The following is a 19,530-nucleotide window of genomic DNA, read 5'->3' as shown; positions in this document are numbered from 1 at the left end:
CTACCGCATCCAGATGGTAGTGGTGCTCGGTTTGTGCGTTGAACCCGACCTCCACCGTGCGCAGGCTATCGGCACCGGAAAGCTGTGCGTAGACCATCGCCAGCAACTGCTGCCAGCGACCAAATCCCTTGCTGTACTTGTCGGCCTCGCACCGCTCGACGGCGCGATCAAACACGCCACGCGGGAGATGCTTCGTCAGTGCATGGAATCGGCTTATGCTGAACATGTTGCGGGCCCCGGTTTTTGAGTTGGCGCTCGGGGGTGTACACCCCCAACCGTTGGCCCGCAACGCTTCTCGCTCCCATGGCTGGATTTATTCCGGACAGCAGTGTGCGCAGGCAGGAATCCAGTGACTTTGCTTTCAATCGGCCTATAGACACTGGATCCCAGCTCGACCGGCCCTTCGGCCGTTGAAAAGCGCCTCGCTGGGATGACGAGCAAAATCAGACCTACCCTGAGCAGCCTGCCGGGCTTGAGTGGTCGAGGCGAAGAGCTTCACAACAGCGAAGCTGGTCAAATCTGGCGGTGCGAAGACAATTTTTCGGCGGTTCGCAGCCAGACCGGTCCAAGTCCGACAGGCTCCTAGGGTAAGGTATGCCACTGGCTTTCCCGAGGACACATCCCCATGACTCGAATCGCATTCATCGGTGGCGGCAACATGGCGCGCAGCCTGATCGGCGGCCTGCTGAAGACCGGAGTCGCCGCCGCCGACATCCGCATCGCCGAGCCGCAGGCCGAGGCGCGCGAAGCCCTCGCCCGCGACTTCGGCGTGACCACCTTCGCCGACAACGCGCTCGCCATCAATGATGCCGACGTCGTCCTGCTGGCGGTGAAGCCGCAAGTCATGCCGGCGATCCGCGAAGGATTGCGCGATACCCTGCAGCGCCAGCGTCCGCTGCTGATCTCGATCGCCGCCGGCGTGCGCCTGGACCAGCTCGAACGCTGGTTCGGCAACCTGCCGATCGTGCGCTGCATGCCCAACACGCCCGCGCTGATCGGTGCCGGCGCCACCGGCCTGTGCGCCAACGCGCGAGTCAGCGCGCCGCAACGCGCGCAGGCGCAGCACATCCTCGACGCCGCCGGGCTCACCCGCTGGATCGACGACGAAGCGTTGATGGATACCGTCACCGGCCTGTCCGGCTCCGGACCGGCCTATTTCTTCGCGCTGGTCGAAGCGCTGGAGGATGCCGCCACCGCGCAAGGCCTGCCACGCGATACCGCACGCGCACTGGCCGTGCAGACCTGCCTGGGCGCCGGCCGCATGCTGGCCGAAAGCGGCGAGGCGCCGGGCGAACTGCGGCGTCGCGTCACCTCGCCCAACGGCACCACCCAGGCGGCGCTGGAAAGCTTCGCCGGCGATGGCCTGCCACGCATCGCCGCCCGCGCCGTCGCCGCCGCCACGCAACGTGGCGGCGAACTGGCCGCCGCCCTCGACGCATCGAGTCCGACATGAGTTACCTGCTCAACGCCCTCGTCATGCTGATCACGCTGGCCTTCGATGCCGTGGTCGTGCTGTTCCTGGTGCGCCTGGCCGCCGAGGCCGGTCGCGCGGATTTCCGCAATCCGCTCAGCCAGTTCATCTACCGCACCACCAACCCGGTGCTGGCACCAATCCGCCGCGTGCTGCCGAACTGGCGCCGGATCAACCTGGCAGCGGTGCTGGTCGCGTGGCTGCTGATGCTGCTGAAGCGGCTGGTGCTGTTCGCGCTGGTGGGCTTCATGCCGCACATCGCCGGGCTGCTGGTGCTGGCGCTGGCCGACCTGCTCGACTTCGTGCTGATGTTCTACCTGATCCTGGTCTTCGTCTGGTCGCTGCTCAGCATGCTCTCGAACGACCCGCACCAGCCGTTGCAACGCCTGCTCGGCGCCATCGTCGAACCGCTGCTGCGCCCGCTGCGCGGCCGGCTGGTCTTCGGCATGATGGATTTCGCCCCCGCCGCGGTAATGATCGTGCTGCTGCTGGGCCGGATCCTGCTGGCGGCGCCGCTGCTGGATCTGGGGACGCGGTTCGCCATGGGAGGGTGAGAGCGCGGAGTGAGTGGAGAGAAGTGAGAAGTGAGAAAAAGCTCGCCGACCGCTGCTTTTCTCTCACTCCTCACTTCTCTTCCCTCACTTCTCTTCCCTCACTTCTCTGACCCGCGATTCCAGTCCGCGATGACGGCGTGGATCGCGTCGAGTCCGTCGAACAACGCGGCCGGACCGGGCTGCAAAATGATCGGTGACTTGATCTCGTGCAGTTCGCCATCGCGGACCGCCGGGATAGTGTCCCAGCCTGGGCGCGCGGCGACCTTTTCCGGGCGGAAGCGTTTACCGCACCAGGAACCCAGGATGATGTCCGGCGCGCGGCGCACGACTTCGTCGCCGTTCGGCAGGATGCGCTGCTTGGCCAGTGATTCACGGGCCAGTTCGGGGAAGCAATCGTCGCCACCGGCGATGCCGACCAGCTCGGCCACCCAGCGGATGCCAGTGATGATCGGCTCGTCCCATTCCTCGAAGTAGACCTTCGGCCGGCGTGGCAGCTTCGCCGCGGCGGCACGCACCGTGGCGATATGCGCCTCGGCGCGTTGCGCGTAGGCCTCGGCCTTTTCGTGCGTGCCGACCATCGCGCCGAGCCGGCGGATATAGGCCAGGATGCCGTCCACGCTGCGGTGGTTGCTGATCCACACCTCCACCCCGGCCTTGATCAGCTCGCGCGCGATGTCGGCCTGGATGTCGGAGAAGCCGATCGCCAGATCCGGCTCCAGCTTCAGGATCTCGCCGATCTTGGCGCTGGTGAACGCCGAGACCTTCGGTTTCTCCTTGCGCGCCCGCGGCGGGCGCACGGTGAAGCCGGAGATGCCGACGATGCGGTCCTGCTCGCCCAGCGCGTACAGGGCCTCGGTGGGCTCTTCGGTCAGGCAGACGATGCGTTGCGGGTAACCATCGCGCGCCATCACGGATACAGCAGGCGGTGGGTCCAGGTCTGGCCGTGGCGGCTCCAGCGCACGCGCTCGTGCAGGCGGAACTTCGCGCCGTACCAGAACTCGATCAGGTCCGCCTCCACCACGAAACCGCCCCAGTGCGGCGGACGCGGCACGTCGCGGCCCTCGAATTCGTGCTCGTAATGGGCCACGCGCTGCTCGAAGGTGGCGCGATCGGCCAGCGTCTGCGACTGCAGCGAGGCCCAGGCACCAATCTGGCTGCCGCGGGCCCGGCTGGCGAAGTAGGCGTCGGATTCTTCCGCCAGCAGGCGACGGGCCGCGCCCTCCACCCGCACCTGCACGCCTTCGCGCACGGCCTTCCAGTGGAAGCACAGCGCCACCTGCGGGTGCGCCTGCAATTGCGCGCCCTTGTCGCTGTCGTAATTGGTGAAAAAGCGGAACCCGCGCTCGTCGACGCCCTTGAGCAGCACGATGCGCGAGCTCACCCGACCGGCCGCATCGACGGTCGAAAGGTTCATCGCGGTGGGCTCGGAATCGGCGCTGGCGGCGGCCTCGTCCAGCAGTTCCCGGAAGGTATTCAGTATCTCGGATGTGAGCATGGGTCTTGAATCGTGGCGAACGCACGTCATCATGGCGTGCATGAAAGATGCTAGCACGCAGAATCTGGCCCTGGCGGGCCACTTGCTCGACCACTACGCCGGCCGCATCGCGCGGGCGCAGCGGCCGTACATCCTTGGCCTGTCCGGGCTGCAGGGCAGCGGCAAAAGCTCGCTCGCCCGGGTCATGAAGGCCGAGGCGGAGTCGCGTGGCTGGGCCACCGTGGTGCTCTCGCTCGACGATTTCTACTACTCGCGCAGCGAGCGCGAGGCGATGGCGCACGATATCCACCCGCTGCTGCGCACCCGCGGCGTCCCCGGCACGCACGAGATCGAACTGTTGCTGTCGGTACTGGCCGCGCTGCCGCACGCCTCGGAAAAGCTGCCGGTGGCCTGGCCGCGTTTCGACAAGGGCCGCGACACCCGCATGCCGCCCTCGCGCTGGCCCAAGGCCACGCGACCACCGAAACTGGTGATCGTGGAGGGCTGGGCGCTCGGCCTGAAGCCACAGCCGCTGGCAGCACTTGGCACCCCGGTCAATGCGCTGGAGCGCGACGAGGATGACGACGGCCGCTGGCGCAAGTGGGTGAACAAGCAATTGCGCGGCTACCAGCCGCTGTGGCGCAAGCTCGATGCCCTGATCGTGCTGCAGGCCCCCGGCTGGGACGTGGTGCGCCGCTGGCGCAGCGAAACCGAGCAGGACCTGCTCGCCCGCCGCGCTCCGTTGGCAATGGATGCCGAAGCCATGTCGCGCTTCCTGGCCCACTTCGAGCGCCTGAGCCGACACGCGCTGGCCACCTTGCCGGCCATCGCCGACAGCGTGGTGGAGTACGACAGCGAACGCCACGTCACCGGGCTCGGCCACGACTGAGGCCGCAACGGCGGCGCCACAGCAACCGGCGCCGCATCCGCCTGACGTGCAGGAGTGGCTTCAGCCGCAATGCTTTTGCTTCAATGTCCGGAAAGCCAAAGCCAAAGCCATCGCCCGCAAGCGGGCTCCTGCAAACCGCTCCGGCATCGTTTCCACGGCGCTCCTGCGCGGGATCCAGACCGCTACGCACCCAGCAGCGCGGCATAGCCCACGCGCGCGTCCGGCCATTGCGGCGCGAAACCGCTGGCACGCAAACGGGCGTTGCTCAGGCGCTTGCTGCCGACACCGGCCGGTGCCGGGCCTGTCAGCGGCATCGACACACCCAGCAGGCCCGCCAAGTGGTCATACAGCACGTCGAGCGGCAGCGGCGTGTCATCCACACCCAGGTACAGCGGCTGCACATCGGGCAGGTCGAGCAGATGCGCAATCGCCGCCGCGGCATCGTCCACGTGGATGCGGTTGGCCCAATGTGGCACCTCGCGCGGCACCTTCGCCAGCCCGGCGCGCAGGCGCTCGATCAACTGCAGGCGCCCCGGTCCGTACAGGCCAGCCAGACGCAGCACCACCGGCGACACCTGCATCGCTGCCGCCTGTTGCAACAGCCACTGTTCGGCTTCGAACAACACGCGACCATTGAAGCCCGGCGGGGCGACCGGCGTGTCTTCGTCCACCCAGTCGCCGTCATGTTCGCCATAGACCGCGCTTGAAGAAACGAACAGCACGCGCCGCAACGCGGAGCCATCAAGCACATCGAGAAGGTGCCGCAAGCCGTCGACGAAAATCCTGCGATACGCCGTCTCGTCCCGCGCATCCGGCGTCGGCAGATAGACCAGCCGCGTCACGCCCTGTGGCAAGCCGGCGAGGCCGCCCGGCCGCCCCAGATCACCACGCACCCAGCGAATGCCTTCGTTGCCGTCATCCGGCGGTTGCCGACGCAGCGCGAACACCTCGTCGCTACGTGCCAGCAGGCGCTCCGCCACGCGTCGACCCAGGTCGCCGCAACCCGCCAGCAAAATCCGTTCGGACATCCATTCGCCTGCTGTTAAAGTTGAACCATGAACCCATCCTGCAACCTGTTCCTGATCGGCGCCACCGGGGCCGGCAAGACCTCGGTCGGCCGACGCCTCGCCGCGCATTACGGCTTGGCGTTCCTCGACCTGGACCAGGAAATCGAGCGCCACTGCGGCGTGCCGGTCAGTACGGTGTTCGAGGTCGAGGGCGAGGCTGGCTTCCGTCGACGCGAGAGCACGTTGCTGGACGAGTGTAGCCGCCGCCGTGGCGTGTTGCTGGCCACCGGCGCCGGTGCCGTGCTCGATCCGGCCAATCGTCGCAACCTGGTCGAACGCGGCTACGTGGCATGGCTACAGACCACGCCCGAATTGCAGCTGAAACGCCTGCGCCACGACACCCAGCGCCCGTTGCTGGCCGGCGACGACCGCCATGGACGATTGCAAGCCATGGCCGAGGTGCGCGAACCGCTGTACCGCGAAATCGCCGATCTCGCCATCCCGGCCGTGCACGAAGGCGTGACCGCCTCCAGCGAACACTGCATCGCCCTCATCGACTCCTCCTGGCAACGGCAACACGCGGCATGACTTCAACGAACAGTTTCACCACCATCGACGTCGCCCTTGGCCAGCGCAGCTACCCGGTATGGATCGGCCGCGGCCTGCTCGGTGATGCCGCGCGCTGGCACACCGCACTGCGTGGGCGTCACGTGCTGGTGCTCAGCAACACCACGGTGGCGCCGTTGTATCTCGATCGCGTTGCGCAGGGACTGGAAGGCATCCACTGGTCATCGTTCCTGCTCGACGATGGCGAGGCGCACAAGAGTTTTGCCAACGTCGGCCGCGCGCTGGAGGCATTGGGCCAGCTCGGCGCCACCCGCGATGCCTGCGTGATCGCACTGGGTGGCGGCGTGGTCGGCGATCTGGCCGGCTTCACCGCGGCGTGCTGGATGCGCGGTATCGACTTCATCCAGATGCCTACCACGCTGCTGGCGATGGTCGACTCCTCGGTCGGCGGCAAGACTGGCGTCAACCTGCCCGCCGGCAAGAACCTGGTCGGCGCCTTCCACCAGCCACGTGCGGTAGTCGCCGACATCGACACGCTGGCCACCCTGCCCGACCGCGAATACCGTGCCGGGCTGGCCGAAGTGATCAAGGGTGCGGCGATCGGCGACGAACCGTTCTTCGCCTGGCTGGAAACTCACGCCGATGCGCTCGCCGCGCGCGACGACGCCACCCTGATCGAAGCGATCGCGCGCAAGGTGCGCTACAAGGCCGGCGTGGTGGCACGCGACGAAACCGAACAGGGCGAACGCGCCCTGCTCAACCTCGGCCACACCTTCGGCCACGCGCTGGAAACCGCCGGCCACTACACCACCCTGCTGCACGGCGAAGGCGTGGCGGTGGGCATGCTGCTGGCCGCGCGTTTGTCCGAGCGGTTGCGGATGAGCGAAGCCGCCGATACCGAACGTCTGCAGCGGCTGCTGGAAACCGTCGGCCTGCCCGTGGCCGTGCCGGCCGGTTTCGATGCCCAACAACTGCTCGCGCTGATGCGGCTGGACAAAAAGAACACCGCCGGCATGCTGCGGCTGATCCTGTGGCGCGGCATCGGTCGCGCCGAGATCGTGGCCGGCGTGAACGAGGCCGATGTGCTGACCGTACTCGAAGCCGCCCTGTAGGAGCGCACCCTGTGCGCGAAAGGCTTTTCGCGATACCCGACCAAGAGCCTTCGCGCACGACCGCAGGAAGTCCCTTGTGGACAGGGTGCGCTCCTACGGGGAGCAGCCGCGGCAGGACGCCCCTCGCCCGCCGCCTTGCGGCCCTTTACACTGTCTGATCCCAGGCACTGCCCACCGGCCCTTCATGCGCCTTTACCTGCAAACCCAGCCCACGTCGGCCGATGCGCCGCGCTACGTCCAGATCGTGCTGGAGCAGGATCTGCTCGGCGGCTGGACGTTGTACCGCGAGACCGGCACGCAAGGCGGCAAGGCCACGCTGCGGCGCGAGCAGTTTCTGGAGCGTGACGCCGCCATGGCCGCCTTCGAAAAAGCCCGTGACAGCCAACTCAAGCGCGGTTACCGGCTGATGTTCAGCCAGGGCCTCGACGGCCCGCACGGACGTTGACCGACATGCATGCACCCCTGAAGAACGATCGTTTCCTGCGCGCGCTGCGTCGCGAACCCGTCGACACCACGCCGATCTGGGTGATGCGCCAGGCCGGTCGCTACCTGCCCGAGTACCGCGCCACGCGCGAACGTGCCGGCAGCTTCATGGGCCTGGCGCAAAACCCCGAATTCGCCTGCGAAGTGACGTTGCAACCGCTGCAGCGCTTCGACCTCGACGCCGCCATCCTGTTCTCCGACATTCTCACCATTCCCGACGCGATGGGCCTGGGCCTGTCGTTCGCGCAGGGTGAAGGTCCGCAGTTCGCGCATCCCGTGCGCACTGCCGCCGACATCGCCAGACTCGCCGTGCCCGACATGGATGGCGAACTGCGTTACGTCACGGATGCGGTGCGGCTGATCCGCCGCGAGCTCGACGGCCGCGTGCCGCTGATCGGCTTCGCCGGCAGCCCGTGGACGCTGGCCTGCTACATGGTGGAAGGTCACGGCTCGCGCGACTTCGCCCTGCTCAAGGCATTGAGCTGGAATGATCCCGCCCTCGCCCACCGCCTGCTCGACGTGCTGGCGCGAAGTGTCGCCAGCTACCTCGCCGCGCAAGCCGAAGCCGGCGCGCAGGCACTGATGGTCTTCGACACCTGGGGCGGCATGCTCGGCCCCAAGGCTTTCCGCGAATTCTCGCTGCGCTATATGCAACAAGTGGTCGCGGCGTTGCAGGCCGACGCGCATGCGCGCAAGCTGCCGGTGATCCTGTTTTCCAAGGGCGCCGGCCAGCACTTGGCCGAGATGGCCGACAGCGGCTGCGCCGCGCTGGGTGTGGACTGGACCATCAACCTCGCCGACGCCCGCCGTGCCGTCGCCGGCAAGGTCGCGCTGCAAGGCAACCTCGACCCCACCGTGCTGCGCGCCTCGCCCGACGTGATCCGCCGCGAAGCCCGCGCCGTGCTCGACAGCTACGGCAACCATCCCGGCCACGTCTTCAACCTCGGCCACGGCATCACCCCGGAAGTCGATCCGGAGCACATGAAGGTGCTGGTGAATGAAGTGCACGCCTACGGGCGCACGCTGCGGGAACACTGAAGCCGCCCCGATCCGCCCCCTCCCAGGCCTCGGCAAATTGCTATGCTGCCGCCCGGGAGAAACAGGGGAACTCGGGGATGAACAACAGCTTTCGTCAGCTCGGCGTGCTGACCAACTGGGTGCGCGGGATTGCCTGTGTGACCGGTCTCATCGTGGTCTGCAACATGGGCATCGATCTTTACGTCAACCATCTGTTGCGCCTGATCCGCGATGGCGCCGTGGAAAACCCTTCGCTACTGCTGATGGGCATGCATGGCGCGAACCGGCTGCAAATGGTGCTCGACGTCGGTTACGGCGCACTGCTGCTACTCAACATCGTGCTGTTCTTTATCTGGCTGCATCGTGCCGCCAGCAACACGGAAGCGCTGGGTGCAAAAGGGCTCGAATCCTCGCCAGGCTGGACGGTAGGCTGGTTCTTCGTGCCCGTCGCCAACCTAGTGATGCCGTACCGCGCGATGCGAGAAGTCTGGCAAGCAAGCCGTTCGCCCGCACAATGGAGCACCGTACGAACCGGCCCCTGCCTGTTGCTGTGGTGGTTGACCCACTTGTTCGCCGGCATCGCTGGCCAAGTCAAATCGGTCATGCTTCGTGAGGCCCGCGACGCCGATGCAGTACTTGCCGCGAGCAACGTGGAAATCACGGGCATGGTGTTGTTCATGATAGCCACCCTGTTGTTCGTGCATATCGTGGGAAGCCTGTGGAGCATGCAGGAAGCCGCCTGGAGCCAGCAAACACCCGCGTTGCCACCCTTGCCTGTCGCCGCCATTGCCTGAGACAGGCAGAAGCTGCCACGCATAGCGACAAGCGCACGCGCCTGCATCAAAGCCAGCGCACCACCCTTCAAGCCATCAACGAACGGCTATGCCTGGCCACCTGCCGGGGTATTGCCAAAGAAAGCCGTTACATCCCCCAACTCCCGTGTGCGCGGCATCGGCGGCAGGCTGGCGAGGAACAGCTTGCCGTAGCCTTTGCTGGATAGTCGCGGGTCACACAGCACCAGCACGCCGCGATCGTGCACGTCGCGGATCAAGCGGCCGGCGCCCTGCTTCAACGCGATCGCGGCGGTGGGTACCTGCCAGCCCATGAAGGGGTTGATGCCCTGGCTTTCCAGCGCTTCGAGGCGTGCTTGCAACACGGGATCATCTGGCGCGGCGAACGGCAGCTTGTCGATCACCACCACGCTGAGCGCCTCGCCGGCCACGTCCACGCCTTCCCAGAAACTGGCGGCGCCGAGCAGCACGCCGTGGCCCGAATGGCGGAACTCTTCCAGCAGTTGATGCCGCGGTGCGGTGCCTTGCACGAACAGCGGCCACGACACGCGCTCGGCCAGCAGCTCGGCGGCGCGACGCAACGCGCGGTGCGAGGTGAACAGCAGGAAGGCGCGGCCATGCGAGGCTTCGAGCACCGGCAACACGGCATCGAGCACGCGCTCGGTGTAGTCGCGCGCGTTCGGATCGGGCAGCCCGGCAGGCAGATAGCACAGGGCTTGCCGCGCATAGTCGAACGGGCTGTCCAGGCGCAGGGTCTGTGGATCGTCCAGCCCGAGCTGGCGCGCGAAGTGCTCGAAACTGCCGGCCACCGACAAGGTGGCCGAGGTGTGGATCCAGGCGGCTTGTGTGCGCTCGCGCATCGCGCGCAGCGGCGCGGCCAGGTCCAGTGGCGTGGCATACAACACGAAGCCGCGCGGAAAACGTTCGTACCAGCGCACGTCCTGCTCGCCTGCGCTTTCGGTGATGCGCTCCAGCCGCTCGCCCAGCACGGCGGCGCGCTCGTGCACATTGGCAAAGCCGCGTGAGCGTTCGGCCTGCGACGCGAGCAGATCGGTCAACGCCGCCAGCAGTTCGCACAGGTCGTGCAGGCCTTCGTGGACGTCGGCACGCGCATCCATCAGTTGGAACGGACCGCGCACGGGCAGCGGCTCCATCGCCAGGCGCAGCTGACGCAGTGCATCCTGCAAGGCCTCCACCGGCTCCAGCAGCAGACCGATGGCGCCGGTGACACCGCTGCATTCGCGCAGTGCATCCTGCGCCAGGTCGGTGAGCTGGCGCGCGCTGACACTTTGCGAGAAGAACTGCCCGGCCAGTTCAGGCACCTGATGCGCCTCGTCGAGAATGAAGGCCTGCGCACCAGGCAGGATCTCGCCGAAACCTTCCTGCTTCAGCGCCAGATCGGCAAACAACAGATGGTGATTGACCACCACCAGATCCGCTTCCAGCGCCTCGCGACGCGCCTTCACCACGTGGCAGTCGTCGTAGAACGGACACTCCACGCCCAGGCAATTCTCCGGCGTGGAGGTGACGCGCGGCCACAATGGCGATTCTTCCGGCACCTCGGCCAGCTCCATGCGGTCGCCGTGGCGCGTGCGCGCCGACCATGCGCGGATCGCCGCCAGTTGCGCCGCCTGCGGCTTGTCGAAATTCGCACCTTCACGCACGGTCTGGTCCAGCCGGTACAGGCACAGATAGTTGGCGCGGCCTTTCAGCAGTGCGGTCTTCTGGCGCGTGCCGAGCACCGCCTTCACTCGCGGCAGGTCGCGGAAATACAGCTGATCCTGCAACGCCTTGGTGCCGGTGGAAACGATCACCCGCTGGTTCGACAGCAAGGCGGGCACGAGATAGGCGTACGTCTTGCCGGTGCCGGTACCCGCTTCGGCGATCAGCGTTTCGCACTCGGTGATGGCGTGCTGCACCGCCTGCGCCATCGCCTGCTGCTCGGCGCGCGGTGCGAAATTGGGCAGTTCGCGCGCAAACGGGCCATCGGGGCCGAGCAACGCTGCCGCATCGTCGGCCGAATCATCATGATCGATCATCCGGCAAGTATCGCCGAGTGGCGTCGCTACGTGAAACCAGGCCAGCCACCCGAGCCACGCGGCCCATCCAGGACTTTTCCCCAACAAGCGCACGTTCCACCGGCAGGAGCAGCTTCAGTCGCGATGCTTTTCAGGCTTGCGGACGTCATGCCGCAAAAGCATCGCCCGCGAGCGGGCTCCAAGTCCGCGTCTGCTTCGCAAAAGATGAGGGGTGAACAGGATGTTGAACGGGCTCTCAGAAACGCGACACGTCGGGCTTGTGGCAGGTCGCAAGCTGTTGGCGCGCGGTCGCAGCCCCGGCCGCGTCGCCGGCGTGCAGGCGCAGTTCCACCACGGTCTGCCAGTTGCGTGCGCACAACGGCCCGAGCTTGGGGCCGAGCGACCATGACTGCCGCGCCAGCCGTTCGGCGGTGGCGTAATCGCCGAGATAGACCGCCGCCTCGGCGCGATCCTGCAACAGGTCGGGTGCATTGACGCTGAGTTTCAACGCCTGGTCGAGCTTGCTGGCGGCATCGGCATAGTGGCCGCTCGCTTCATCGCTGCGCGCGGCATCGCGCAGTGACATCACCCCGGGACTGCGCAGCGGATCGACATTGATCACCGACTGCTCGCGCGCGCCCGCCGCACGGATCGCCTGCACCATTTGCACATTCGATGGCACCGGCACCGATGCCTCGCGGTGTGGCGCGCTCGGTGTCACGCACGCAGCCAGCAGGCAAGTGCCGCTCGCGACCATCAAGAATTCAAGGGATCGACGCAGCGTACGACTCGACATGATCACGGGTTTCCGGAAGCGGGTGGTGTAGCGGGAGCCGGTGTATTCGACCCGCCACCGAACATGTTGCCGATGCGCTGCCAGAAGCAGCCTTCGGTATCGGCAGGCAGCGATCCGGCGACCACCGGCACCTGCTTGGCGCCTTCGCACTGCGGCTCGGTGGGCTTGCCGTCGGCAGGATTGATCCAGGCCATCTGCAGGCCCTGGCCCGGCGCGGGCGACAGCGGCTCGGTGGGCAATTTGGCGAACAGGTCACGCCAGGCGCGCAGCGCGCCACTGGCACCGAACAGCGTGGTCGGCTTGTTGTCGTCGCGGCCCATCCAGAACACCGCCAGACGGTCGCCGGTGAAGCCCGCAAACCAGCTGTCGCGCATCTGGTTGCTGGTGCCGGTCTTGCCGGCAGCGTGCAGCCACGCCAGGCCCGAGTCGCCGATGGAATGCGCCGTTCCGTACACCGCCACCTGCTGCATTGCCCAGGTGATCAGGCGCACCGCTTCCTGGTATTCGCCCTTGCCGCTGCGCACTTCATAACGCTTGATGGTCTGGCCATGGCCATCGACCACGCCACGCACCGCCAGCAGCGGCAGGGCGTGACCGTCGGAGGCAAGGTATTCGTACATCTGCGCCACCTGGATCGGGGCCAGGTCGATGGCACCGATCAGCAGCGACGGGCCGGGACTGACATCATCCAGCCCGAACGATTTCAGGAACGCCTGGATGCGCGACAAGCCCACGGTCATGCCGAGGCGGATGCTGGCCAGGTTCCACGAATGCGCCAACGCATCGACCATCGGCACCATGCCGTGGCTCTGGTTGTCGTCGTTGTGCGGCGTCCACATCGTGCCGTCGGGCTGGCGCAGGTTGATCGGGCTGTCGTCCAGCGCCGTCGCCAGGTTCCAGCGCGAGGGATTGGTCAGCGCCACCAGGTAGACGAACGGCTTGATGGTGGAGCCGATCGGCCGCCGCGCATCCAGCGCACGGTTGAAACCCTGGTCGCCCGGCGTGCGACTGCCAACCACGGCCAACACGCTGCCGGTTTGCGAGTCGGTGACCACGCCGGCCGCCTGCACGCCGTTGGCACGCTTGCCCAGGCTCTTCATCGTCTGGTCGATGGCCTGCTCCGAATACAGCTGCGCGGCCGGATCGAGTGTGGTGTAGATCGACAGGCCGCCCTTGCGCAAGGTATCCCCGTCGAAATCGTTGGTGATCTGCGCGCGTACCAGCTGCATGAAGGCCGGGAAGCGGTTGTGCGGCAACTGGCCGTTGCTGACCAGATCCAGCGGCGTCGCCTGCGCGGCCTGGGACTGCGCCGGGGTCAGCAACCCGGTGGTGGCGAACACCTGCAGCACCAGGTTGCGACGCGCCAGCGCACGCTTCGGATAGCGACGCGGATCGTAGTAGCTCGGCCCCTTCACCATGCCGACCAGCATGGCGATTTCCTGCGGACGCAAATCCTGCAGCCGGCGACCGAAGTAGAACTCCGAGGCCGCCGCGAAGCCGTGCACCGCCTGGTTGCCCTGCTGGCCGAGGAACACCTCGTTGACGTAAGCCTCGAGGATGCGGCCCTTGCTGTAGTGGAAGTCCAGCAGGATCGACATCAGCGCTTCGTTGAACTTGCGCGTGAAGGTCTGGCGCCGGCTCAGGAACAGGTTGCGCACCAGTTGCTGGGTCAGCGTCGAGGCACCCTGCACCGAATGCCCCGCGCGCAGATCGGCGAAGGCCGCACGCAGGATCGCCGTGAAATCGATGCCGATGTTGTTCTTGAAGCTGCGGTCTTCCACCGCCTGTAGGCCGCTGACCAGCAACGGCGGCACGTCGGCCAGATGCACGATGCGGCGATCCACCTGCTTGGCGCCGTACACCGTCGCGATGCGTGCCGGATCGAGATGGGTCAGCTTGATCGGCTTGTTGCTGGCCGCGTCGCGCACCGAAGCGATATCGCCCTTGCCCAGCGTCACGCGAATGCGCTTGGGCAACTCGCCACCATCGGGATCGACGTAGCCGCGTGAGGAAATCACGTAGGTCGAGCCTTTGCTGGTCCAACTGCCCGGCACCTCGCCGTGGCCGTCATCGCTGTAACCGGCGAAAGTCAGCTCCAGCTTCAGCGCCGCCGATGTCATCGGCTCGCCCGCCGCCAGCGGCAGTGGCCGCGCGAAGACGCGCGTGGGCACGGCGAACACCAAGTCCTCGAAGCGATCCTGCACGCGCTTGTTGAGTACCAGCGTGTACGGCAACAGGAAGCCGAAGAACAGGCCGAGGGCAATCCAGAAGGGAACGCGCAGCCACGGCCAGCTGGCGCGGACGGCGGCTCGGGTTCGGGTCAGAAAGGCCAACGTGGGGATATCCGGTGAGACAACAACTCGATCATAGGACCACCTACCCGGCGCGCGGATGAATGCCACCCGTGCGACGCGGGCAAGACCCGGGCGAAGCGGGGCGGAAATCGTGGCAATCGTGGCTGCATGACGCCGATGTCCCCGTCGCGCCGATCACTCAGGATCGAACCGAAGGCGGCGATTGCCAGCAGTCGGCATCGGGACGGAACGGCCGCGGCGTCACGCCAAGCAGGCGGGTCAGCTCCGTGTTGTCCGCCACCAGGTCCGATTCCAGTCGCCCCATCGGACCGGCCAGCCGGGGCAGCACGCGCCGGGCGCCGCGCAGCAGCCACGCCGGCAGCGGCAGCGGTACGGTAGCCACCGGCAGGCTTCGGCGCACGCGGGCAAACATGTCGGCCGCCGGCAACCGTTCGCCACCGCCCAGCGACAGCACGCGACCGGCCGATGACGCCACGTCCAGCGCTGCCAGCACGGCCAGCGCGATATCCGCGGCATGCACCGGCTGGCGCAAGCCGTGCCCGGCCGGCAGCGGAAACAGTCGCGTGCGCGAGGCCCGGCGGGCGATCGGGGTCAGGCTCTTGTCCAGTCCGGCGCCGTAGATCAGGGTGGGCCGCAGCACCGTCCAGGCGCAGCCATGCCGCGCGCAGGCGGCGGCCAGCGCGGTTTCGCCATCGCGCAGTTGCTGCGAGATGGCACGCTCGGCCGGCACCGGGGAAGCGCGCTTGGTCTCCGCGCTCATCGAGCTGGTGGCAATCACGCGCGGCGCCAGCGGCAGCGGGGCCTGCGCCAGCCAGTCGGCGAACGGCTGCAGCGGGCCGAAGCTGATGATGGCGGAAACATCCTTCACCGCCGGCACGGCATCGGGCAGTTGCCCTTCGATCCAGTCCAGCCCGGCCTGCGCGTCACGCGGTTGGCGGCTCAACGCCAGTACCGGTTCGCCGCGTTCGCACAACGCCGGCAACAGGAAATGGCCAATCTGGCTGCTGCCCCCGAAAACCAGGACGGTCATGTACCGCCCTGCATGCGTTCGGTCAGCTCCTGCACCCGCGGATGGTTCGGCGCCAGCTTGCGCGCCTGTTCCAGCGATTGCGCGGCACCGCTGCGGTCGCCGCTGTCGAGCTGGCGCTGGGCCTGGTCCAGCCAGGCGCCGGCGAGCCGCTGGCGCAACGGCGACAGGCTGGCATCGCCCGGCGAAAGATTGTCCAGCGTGGAAAGCAGGTTGCCGGCACGGCCCAGGTTGCCGCCGGCCATGGCCTGCCCGAACTGGTTCGAGACCAGTGCCGGCAGGGCCTGCAGGCCGGCACGTGCCGCCGCGTCATTGCCGTTGATGGCCAGCGCGCTGCGGTACAGGTCGTAGGCGCAGTCGCCCGGCGGCGCCATGATCTCGCCCTGTGCCGCGGCGGCTTTCGCACGCCTTACCAGCTCGGCCACCTTGGCATTCTGCTGCGGGCTGAGTTGCGCGGGTGTCATGCCGGCATCGGCGGCACCGTCGGCCGACGCCGGTGCGGGCGCGGGAGCCGCGCCAAGCCGCGAGCGCGCAGCCAGCAGGTCGGCCGATTTCGGCGCCAATACGGCGGCCTGGTCAAGCAATTGCTTCGCCTGCGCGTTGTCGCCACCGTCGATGGCGGCATTGGCCTGCACCACCAGCGCGGCGGCCACCTGGCCCAGGCCGGCCTTGGCCTGTGCATTGTCCGGATCGATCGCCAGCGCCGCCTTGAAGTGCGCCAGCGCGGTGTCGTCGCCGGTACCGGTGATGTTGCCGGCACGCAAGGCGTCCTGGCCTTGCTGCAGGTCGGCGGCCAGCGCGGCATCGGACTGCTGGCGCAGCTGCGTTTGCGCCGCGCGCAACGACGGAAGCTCGCCATAGTTCGGCAGCAGCGCAGCCAGCCGGCCGATCAGATCGTTGGCCGCCGCTTGGTTGCCCGCGGCCAGCGCCTTGCGCGCCTGCGCGGCCAAGGCGCCACCGACCTGGTCGAGGCCATGCTTGGCCACCGCATGGTTGGAACCGCTGGCCAGCGCGCGCTGGTACAACGGGCCCGCGCCATCCGGACCATCCAGCTTGCCGGCGGCGAAGGCCTGCTGCGCCTGTTCGATCAGCGCATCGCCCTGCCCGTTGGCGCCACGCGCCTTGGCCAGTGCCTGGGTCAGCCGATCCACGTCACTGCCGCCGCCGAGCAATTCGCGTGCGGCGGTAAGGGCCTGATCGGCCTCGTCGAGTTTGCCGGCCTGCAGCGAGGCATCGGCGCGTGCCACTTCGGCCTCGCCGACTTCGTGCAGGCCGTTGAGTGCGCGGTCATTGTCCGGCTCCAGCGCACGCGCCGCCTCGAACAATTCACGGGCGCTGGTGCCATCGGTGCCATCCAGATGCCCTTCCTGCAGGGCGACATCGGCGCGATGCAGCACGCCATCGAAATCGGTGCGCGGAATCAGTGCGCGCAGGTTGCCCTGGTTGAGCCAGAGCACCACGATCAGCGCCAGCAGCACCAGCGCGAACAGAGGAACCAGCCAGCCGCGGCGACGCTCGCGCGGCATTTTTTTCGCCGGCGCGGCGGCGCGGCGATGCTCCGGCTCCACCGACAACGGCGGCAAACCGTCGTGCGCGGGCGGCGGCGGGCCGTCCAGATGATCGAGATCACCCAGCTTCGGTTCGGTACGGCCTTGCGGGCCGGGTGCGTGCGGGTCGCGATGTCCGCTCATGGATTCACTTGAAAAGCCGTCTGGTTCAAGCACGGGAGCTTAACATCGCCCCGCCGGCGCGCCCGCGCCGAAGGTTGCTGCGTTCAACTGCCGGCCAGCCTTGAAGCTTGCACGCGTTGTGACCGCCACCGCGGGCATCGGTTCCGCCGCGACGCCCCGCCGGTGGCTCAACGGGCACCGATGCGCCGTGCATCCACGATATTGGGCAAGGCCACCAGCCGGTCCAGCAAGGTGGAGAGTTGCTCGTAGTCGCGCACGCGCAGGGTGAAGCGCATCTCCACTTCGCCGCTGCGGGTGAACAGCCGGCTGGACGAGGCGATGATGCCCACGCTGGCGTTGCTGATGACGCTGGCCACGTCTTTCTGCAGGCCCTTGCGTTCGTAGCCACGCAATTCGATGTCCACCTCGTATGCCTGCACTGCGGCACGGCCCCAGCTCACCTCGATCACCCGGTCCGGTTCGCGCCGGGCCAGCCGCGCCAGGCTGGCGCAATCGGCGCGATGCACCGACACGCCGCGCCCCTTGGTGATGTAGCCGCGCACTTCATCGCCGGGCAACGGCTGGCAGCAACGCGCCAGCGTGGTGAGCAGGTTGCCGACGCCTTCGATGCTGAGCGCGGTGTGGTCGAGCACATGGTGTCGCGAAGTGACCGGCGCCGCTGACTGGGTGATTTCCGGTGCCGGCTGGGTGGCCTCCAGCAGGACGCGTGCGATCTGGCCGGCGGTGATCTCGCCCAGCGCCAGCGCCACCAGCAGTTCGTCGTGCGTCTTCAGATGGAACTGCGCCGGCAGCCGCGTGATGTCCGCCTCGGGCAGCGCCAGGCGCTTCAGCTCGCGCTCGAACAAGGCGCGACCAGCGGCGAGGTTGGCGTCCTGTGCGCTGCGCCGGAACCATACGCGCGCCTTTTCCCGCGCGCGATTCGTGTTGAGGTAGCCGTGATGCGGCGAGAGCCAGTCGCGGCTGGGCTCGGCCAGCTTGGCGGTAAGGATTTCCACGCGATCGCCACTGACCGGCTGGAAGGTCAGCGGCACGATGCGGCCATTGACCTTCGCCCCGCGGCAGCGATGACCCACCTCGGTGTGCACGTGGTAGGCGAAGTCCAGCACGGTGGCGCCGTGCGGCAGGTCGAACACCTCGCCCTTGGGCGTGAGCAGGTAGACGCGATCTTCCAGCAGCTCGGTCTTCAGATCGGCCGCCAGCGCACCACTCTCATCCTCGGCGCGCGCGTCCAGCAGCTTGCGCATCCAGGCGATCTTGGCCTCGAACTCGGCGTCGCCGTTGCCGCCTTCCTTGTAGCGCCAGTGCGCGGCCACGCCCAGCTCGTTGGCGCGATGCATGTCGTGGGTGCGGATCTGCACTTCCAGCGTCTTGCCGCGCGGACCGATCACCGCAGTGTGCAGCGAGCGATAACCGTTGCCCTTGGGACGTGCCAGGTAATCGTCGAACTCGCGCGGCAGGTGTGGCCACAACGTGTGCACCACGCCCAGTGCGGCGTAACAGTCGGCCACGTTGTCGACCAGCACGCGCACCGCGCGGATGTCGTACAGCTCGCTGAACTCCAGCCCCTTTTTCTGCATCTTCTTCCAGATGGAATAGATGTGCTTGGGACGACCGGCCAGCTCGGCGCGAATACCGGCGTCCGCCAGCGCCTTGCCCAGTTCGTCCAGCGACTCGTGGATGAAGGTTTCGCGGTCGGTGCGGCGTTCATCCAGCAGCTTCGCGATGCGACGATAGACATCCGGCTGCAGGAAGCGGAACGCCAGGTCTTCCAGCTCCCACTTCAACTGCCAGATGCCGAGACGATTGGCCAGCGGCGCGTGGATATCGCGGGTCAGTCGCGCCAGCGCCTGTCGTTCGTCCTCGGGCAACGCGGCGGCGGCACGCATCTTCGCCAACTGGCGCGCCAGCAGCACGAACACCACGCGCAAGTCGCGAATGATCGCCAGCAACAGGCGGCGCAGGCCTTCCGAACCGCCATCGGCACTGCGTTGCGCATGCAGCGCCCAGACCTTCTCCGCCGCCCGCTGGCCCTCCACCAGGCGGCGCAGGTCCTCCGGCAACGCCGATGCGACAGCATCCCAGCGCGCCGGCTCGACCTGCGCCAGCGCGAACCACAGCGCCGCCGCCTGGGTCTGCGCATCGCAGCCGAGCATCGCCAGCAGGTCCAGCACGTCCACGCATTCGGGCTGGTTCACCGCGCTTGCCTGGCACAGCTCCAGCGCCTCCGCCAACACGGCCGGCACGGCCCCGGCGCGGGCATGCCACGACAACAGGTCCGGCTTCGCGATGGAGGGAGCTTGCGCCATGCCCAGGACTCG

General features: G+C 67.5%; 18 protein-coding genes. 8 read left to right on the top strand and 10 right to left on the bottom strand.

Annotation, left to right across the window (positions count from 1 at the left end):
* A partial coding sequence (locus tag BMY90_RS07945; RefSeq protein WP_139201716.1) for a DUF4372 domain-containing protein occupies positions 1-226 on the bottom strand: 226 nt, incomplete at its 3' end.
* A 399-nt stretch (positions 227-625) separates the two neighbouring features.
* Between BMY90_RS07945 and proC the strand changes: the two genes are divergently transcribed.
* Positions 626-1,453 carry a pyrroline-5-carboxylate reductase gene (gene proC, locus BMY90_RS07940; RefSeq protein WP_092703039.1) on the top strand — a complete coding sequence of 276 codons (828 nt, stop codon included), beginning with the start codon at positions 626-628 and terminating at the stop codon, positions 1,451-1,453.
* On the top strand, positions 1,450-2,025 hold the full coding sequence (locus BMY90_RS07935) for a YggT family protein (protein WP_092703037.1): 576 nt from the start codon (positions 1,450-1,452) through the stop codon (positions 2,023-2,025). The genes proC and BMY90_RS07935 overlap by 4 nt, the downstream gene beginning before the upstream one ends.
* 98 nt (positions 2,026-2,123) lie before the next feature.
* Here BMY90_RS07935 and BMY90_RS07930 read toward each other — a convergent pair whose 3' ends face one another.
* Together BMY90_RS07930 and pdxH are read right to left on the bottom strand one after the other, a co-directional pair.
* A complete protein-coding gene (locus BMY90_RS07930) occupies positions 2,124-2,933 on the bottom strand; it encodes a cobalamin-binding protein (RefSeq protein ID WP_092703035.1) in 810 nt (269 codons plus the stop codon).
* Complete coding sequence (gene pdxH / locus BMY90_RS07925) at positions 2,933-3,520, bottom strand: pyridoxamine 5'-phosphate oxidase (RefSeq protein WP_092703033.1); 588 nt, start codon at positions 3,518-3,520, stop codon at positions 2,933-2,935. The genes BMY90_RS07930 and pdxH overlap by 1 nt, the downstream gene beginning before the upstream one ends.
* A gap of 40 nt (positions 3,521-3,560) precedes the next feature.
* Between pdxH and BMY90_RS07920 the strand changes: the two genes are divergently transcribed.
* Positions 3,561-4,388: a kinase gene (locus BMY90_RS07920; RefSeq protein ID WP_092703031.1), complete on the top strand. Its 828-nt coding sequence runs from the start codon at positions 3,561-3,563 to the stop codon at positions 4,386-4,388.
* Positions 4,389-4,570: 182 nt separating this feature from the next.
* On the opposite strand, the gene BMY90_RS07915 is transcribed toward BMY90_RS07920, so the two are convergent.
* On the bottom strand, positions 4,571-5,416 hold the full coding sequence (locus BMY90_RS07915) for an NAD-dependent epimerase/dehydratase family protein (protein WP_092703029.1): 846 nt from the start codon (positions 5,414-5,416) through the stop codon (positions 4,571-4,573).
* 27 nt (positions 5,417-5,443) lie between these two features.
* Between BMY90_RS07915 and BMY90_RS07910 the strand changes: the two genes are divergently transcribed.
* The 5 genes from BMY90_RS07910 to BMY90_RS07890 all read left to right on the top strand — a co-directional run bounded on the left by BMY90_RS07910 (position 5,444) and on the right by BMY90_RS07890 (position 9,368).
* Positions 5,444-5,983 carry a shikimate kinase gene (locus BMY90_RS07910; RefSeq protein ID WP_092703027.1) on the top strand — a complete coding sequence of 180 codons (540 nt, stop codon included), beginning with the start codon at positions 5,444-5,446 and terminating at the stop codon, positions 5,981-5,983.
* Positions 5,980-7,074 (top strand): 3-dehydroquinate synthase, encoded by a 1,095-nt coding sequence (gene aroB, locus BMY90_RS07905; RefSeq protein ID WP_092703025.1) that lies wholly within the window; start codon positions 5,980-5,982, stop codon positions 7,072-7,074. Before BMY90_RS07910 ends, aroB begins: the two co-directional genes overlap by 4 nt.
* 184 nt (positions 7,075-7,258) lie before the next feature.
* Complete coding sequence (locus tag BMY90_RS07900; RefSeq protein ID WP_008210828.1) at positions 7,259-7,519, top strand: WGR domain-containing protein; 261 nt, start codon at positions 7,259-7,261, stop codon at positions 7,517-7,519.
* 5 nt (positions 7,520-7,524) lie between these two features.
* Entirely contained in the window at positions 7,525-8,595 is a 1,071-nt protein-coding gene (gene hemE, locus BMY90_RS07895) for a uroporphyrinogen decarboxylase (protein WP_092703079.1), read from the top strand.
* A gap of 77 nt (positions 8,596-8,672) precedes the next feature.
* Positions 8,673-9,368 carry a DUF4328 domain-containing protein gene (locus BMY90_RS07890; RefSeq protein WP_092703023.1) on the top strand — a complete coding sequence of 232 codons (696 nt, stop codon included), beginning with the start codon at positions 8,673-8,675 and terminating at the stop codon, positions 9,366-9,368.
* Between the two features lie 86 nt (positions 9,369-9,454).
* Here the strand turns inward: BMY90_RS07890 and yoaA are convergent, their stop codons facing one another.
* From yoaA to BMY90_RS07860, 6 genes are all read right to left on the bottom strand, one after another.
* Positions 9,455-11,404 (bottom strand): DNA repair helicase YoaA, encoded by a 1,950-nt coding sequence (gene yoaA, locus BMY90_RS07885; RefSeq protein ID WP_092703021.1) that lies wholly within the window; start codon positions 11,402-11,404, stop codon positions 9,455-9,457.
* Between the two features lie 235 nt (positions 11,405-11,639).
* Positions 11,640-12,179 (bottom strand): tetratricopeptide repeat protein, encoded by a 540-nt coding sequence (locus BMY90_RS07880; RefSeq protein WP_425438650.1) that lies wholly within the window; start codon positions 12,177-12,179, stop codon positions 11,640-11,642.
* 2 nt (positions 12,180-12,181) lie between these two features.
* On the bottom strand, positions 12,182-14,512 hold the full coding sequence (gene mrcB, locus BMY90_RS07875) for a penicillin-binding protein 1B (protein WP_092703017.1): 2,331 nt from the start codon (positions 14,510-14,512) through the stop codon (positions 12,182-12,184).
* A gap of 160 nt (positions 14,513-14,672) precedes the next feature.
* Positions 14,673-15,524, bottom strand: a complete 852-nt coding sequence (locus tag BMY90_RS07870; RefSeq protein ID WP_092703015.1) for an SDR family oxidoreductase — start codon at positions 15,522-15,524, stop codon at positions 14,673-14,675.
* Positions 15,521-17,212, bottom strand: coding sequence for a tetratricopeptide repeat protein (locus BMY90_RS07865; RefSeq protein WP_092703013.1), 1,692 nt, complete (start codon positions 17,210-17,212; stop codon positions 15,521-15,523). The genes BMY90_RS07870 and BMY90_RS07865 overlap by 4 nt, the downstream gene beginning before the upstream one ends.
* A 167-nt stretch (positions 17,213-17,379) precedes the next feature.
* Entirely contained in the window at positions 17,380-19,518 is a 2,139-nt protein-coding gene (locus BMY90_RS07860; protein WP_092703011.1) for a RelA/SpoT family protein, read from the bottom strand.
* Positions 19,519-19,530: the final 12 nt, after the last annotated feature.

Origin of the sequence: Rhodanobacter glycinis, from assembly GCF_900114325.1 — a bacterium.
Lineage (GTDB): Bacteria > Pseudomonadota > Gammaproteobacteria > Xanthomonadales > Rhodanobacteraceae > Rhodanobacter_A > Rhodanobacter_A glycinis.
This window is presented reverse-complemented; position numbering and strand designations above follow the sequence as displayed.

Coding starts and splice junctions, on each gene's coding strand:
- aroB (WP_092703025.1), top strand. CDS start 5,980: ATGACTTCAACGAACAGTTTCACCACCATCGACGTCGCCCTTGGCCAG.
- proC (WP_092703039.1), top strand. CDS start 626: ATGACTCGAATCGCATTCATCGGTGGCGGCAACATGGCGCGCAGCCTG.
- BMY90_RS07870 (WP_092703015.1), bottom strand. CDS start 15,524: ATGACCGTCCTGGTTTTCGGGGGCAGCAGCCAGATTGGCCATTTCCTG.
- BMY90_RS07910 (WP_092703027.1), top strand. CDS start 5,444: ATGAACCCATCCTGCAACCTGTTCCTGATCGGCGCCACCGGGGCCGGC.
- BMY90_RS07900 (WP_008210828.1), top strand. CDS start 7,259: ATGCGCCTTTACCTGCAAACCCAGCCCACGTCGGCCGATGCGCCGCGC.
- BMY90_RS07890 (WP_092703023.1), top strand. CDS start 8,673: ATGAACAACAGCTTTCGTCAGCTCGGCGTGCTGACCAACTGGGTGCGC.
- yoaA (WP_092703021.1), bottom strand. CDS start 11,404: ATGATCGATCATGATGATTCGGCCGACGATGCGGCAGCGTTGCTCGGC.
- BMY90_RS07865 (WP_092703013.1), bottom strand. CDS start 17,212: ATGAGCGGACATCGCGACCCGCACGCACCCGGCCCGCAAGGCCGTACC.
- BMY90_RS07860 (WP_092703011.1), bottom strand. CDS start 19,518: ATGGCGCAAGCTCCCTCCATCGCGAAGCCGGACCTGTTGTCGTGGCAT.
- BMY90_RS07880 (WP_425438650.1), bottom strand. CDS start 12,179: ATGTCGAGTCGTACGCTGCGTCGATCCCTTGAATTCTTGATGGTCGCG.
- pdxH (WP_092703033.1), bottom strand. CDS start 3,520: ATGCTCACATCCGAGATACTGAATACCTTCCGGGAACTGCTGGACGAG.
- hemE (WP_092703079.1), top strand. CDS start 7,525: ATGCATGCACCCCTGAAGAACGATCGTTTCCTGCGCGCGCTGCGTCGC.
- BMY90_RS07920 (WP_092703031.1), top strand. CDS start 3,561: ATGAAAGATGCTAGCACGCAGAATCTGGCCCTGGCGGGCCACTTGCTC.
- BMY90_RS07930 (WP_092703035.1), bottom strand. CDS start 2,933: ATGGCGCGCGATGGTTACCCGCAACGCATCGTCTGCCTGACCGAAGAG.
- BMY90_RS07915 (WP_092703029.1), bottom strand. CDS start 5,416: ATGTCCGAACGGATTTTGCTGGCGGGTTGCGGCGACCTGGGTCGACGC.
- BMY90_RS07935 (WP_092703037.1), top strand. CDS start 1,450: ATGAGTTACCTGCTCAACGCCCTCGTCATGCTGATCACGCTGGCCTTC.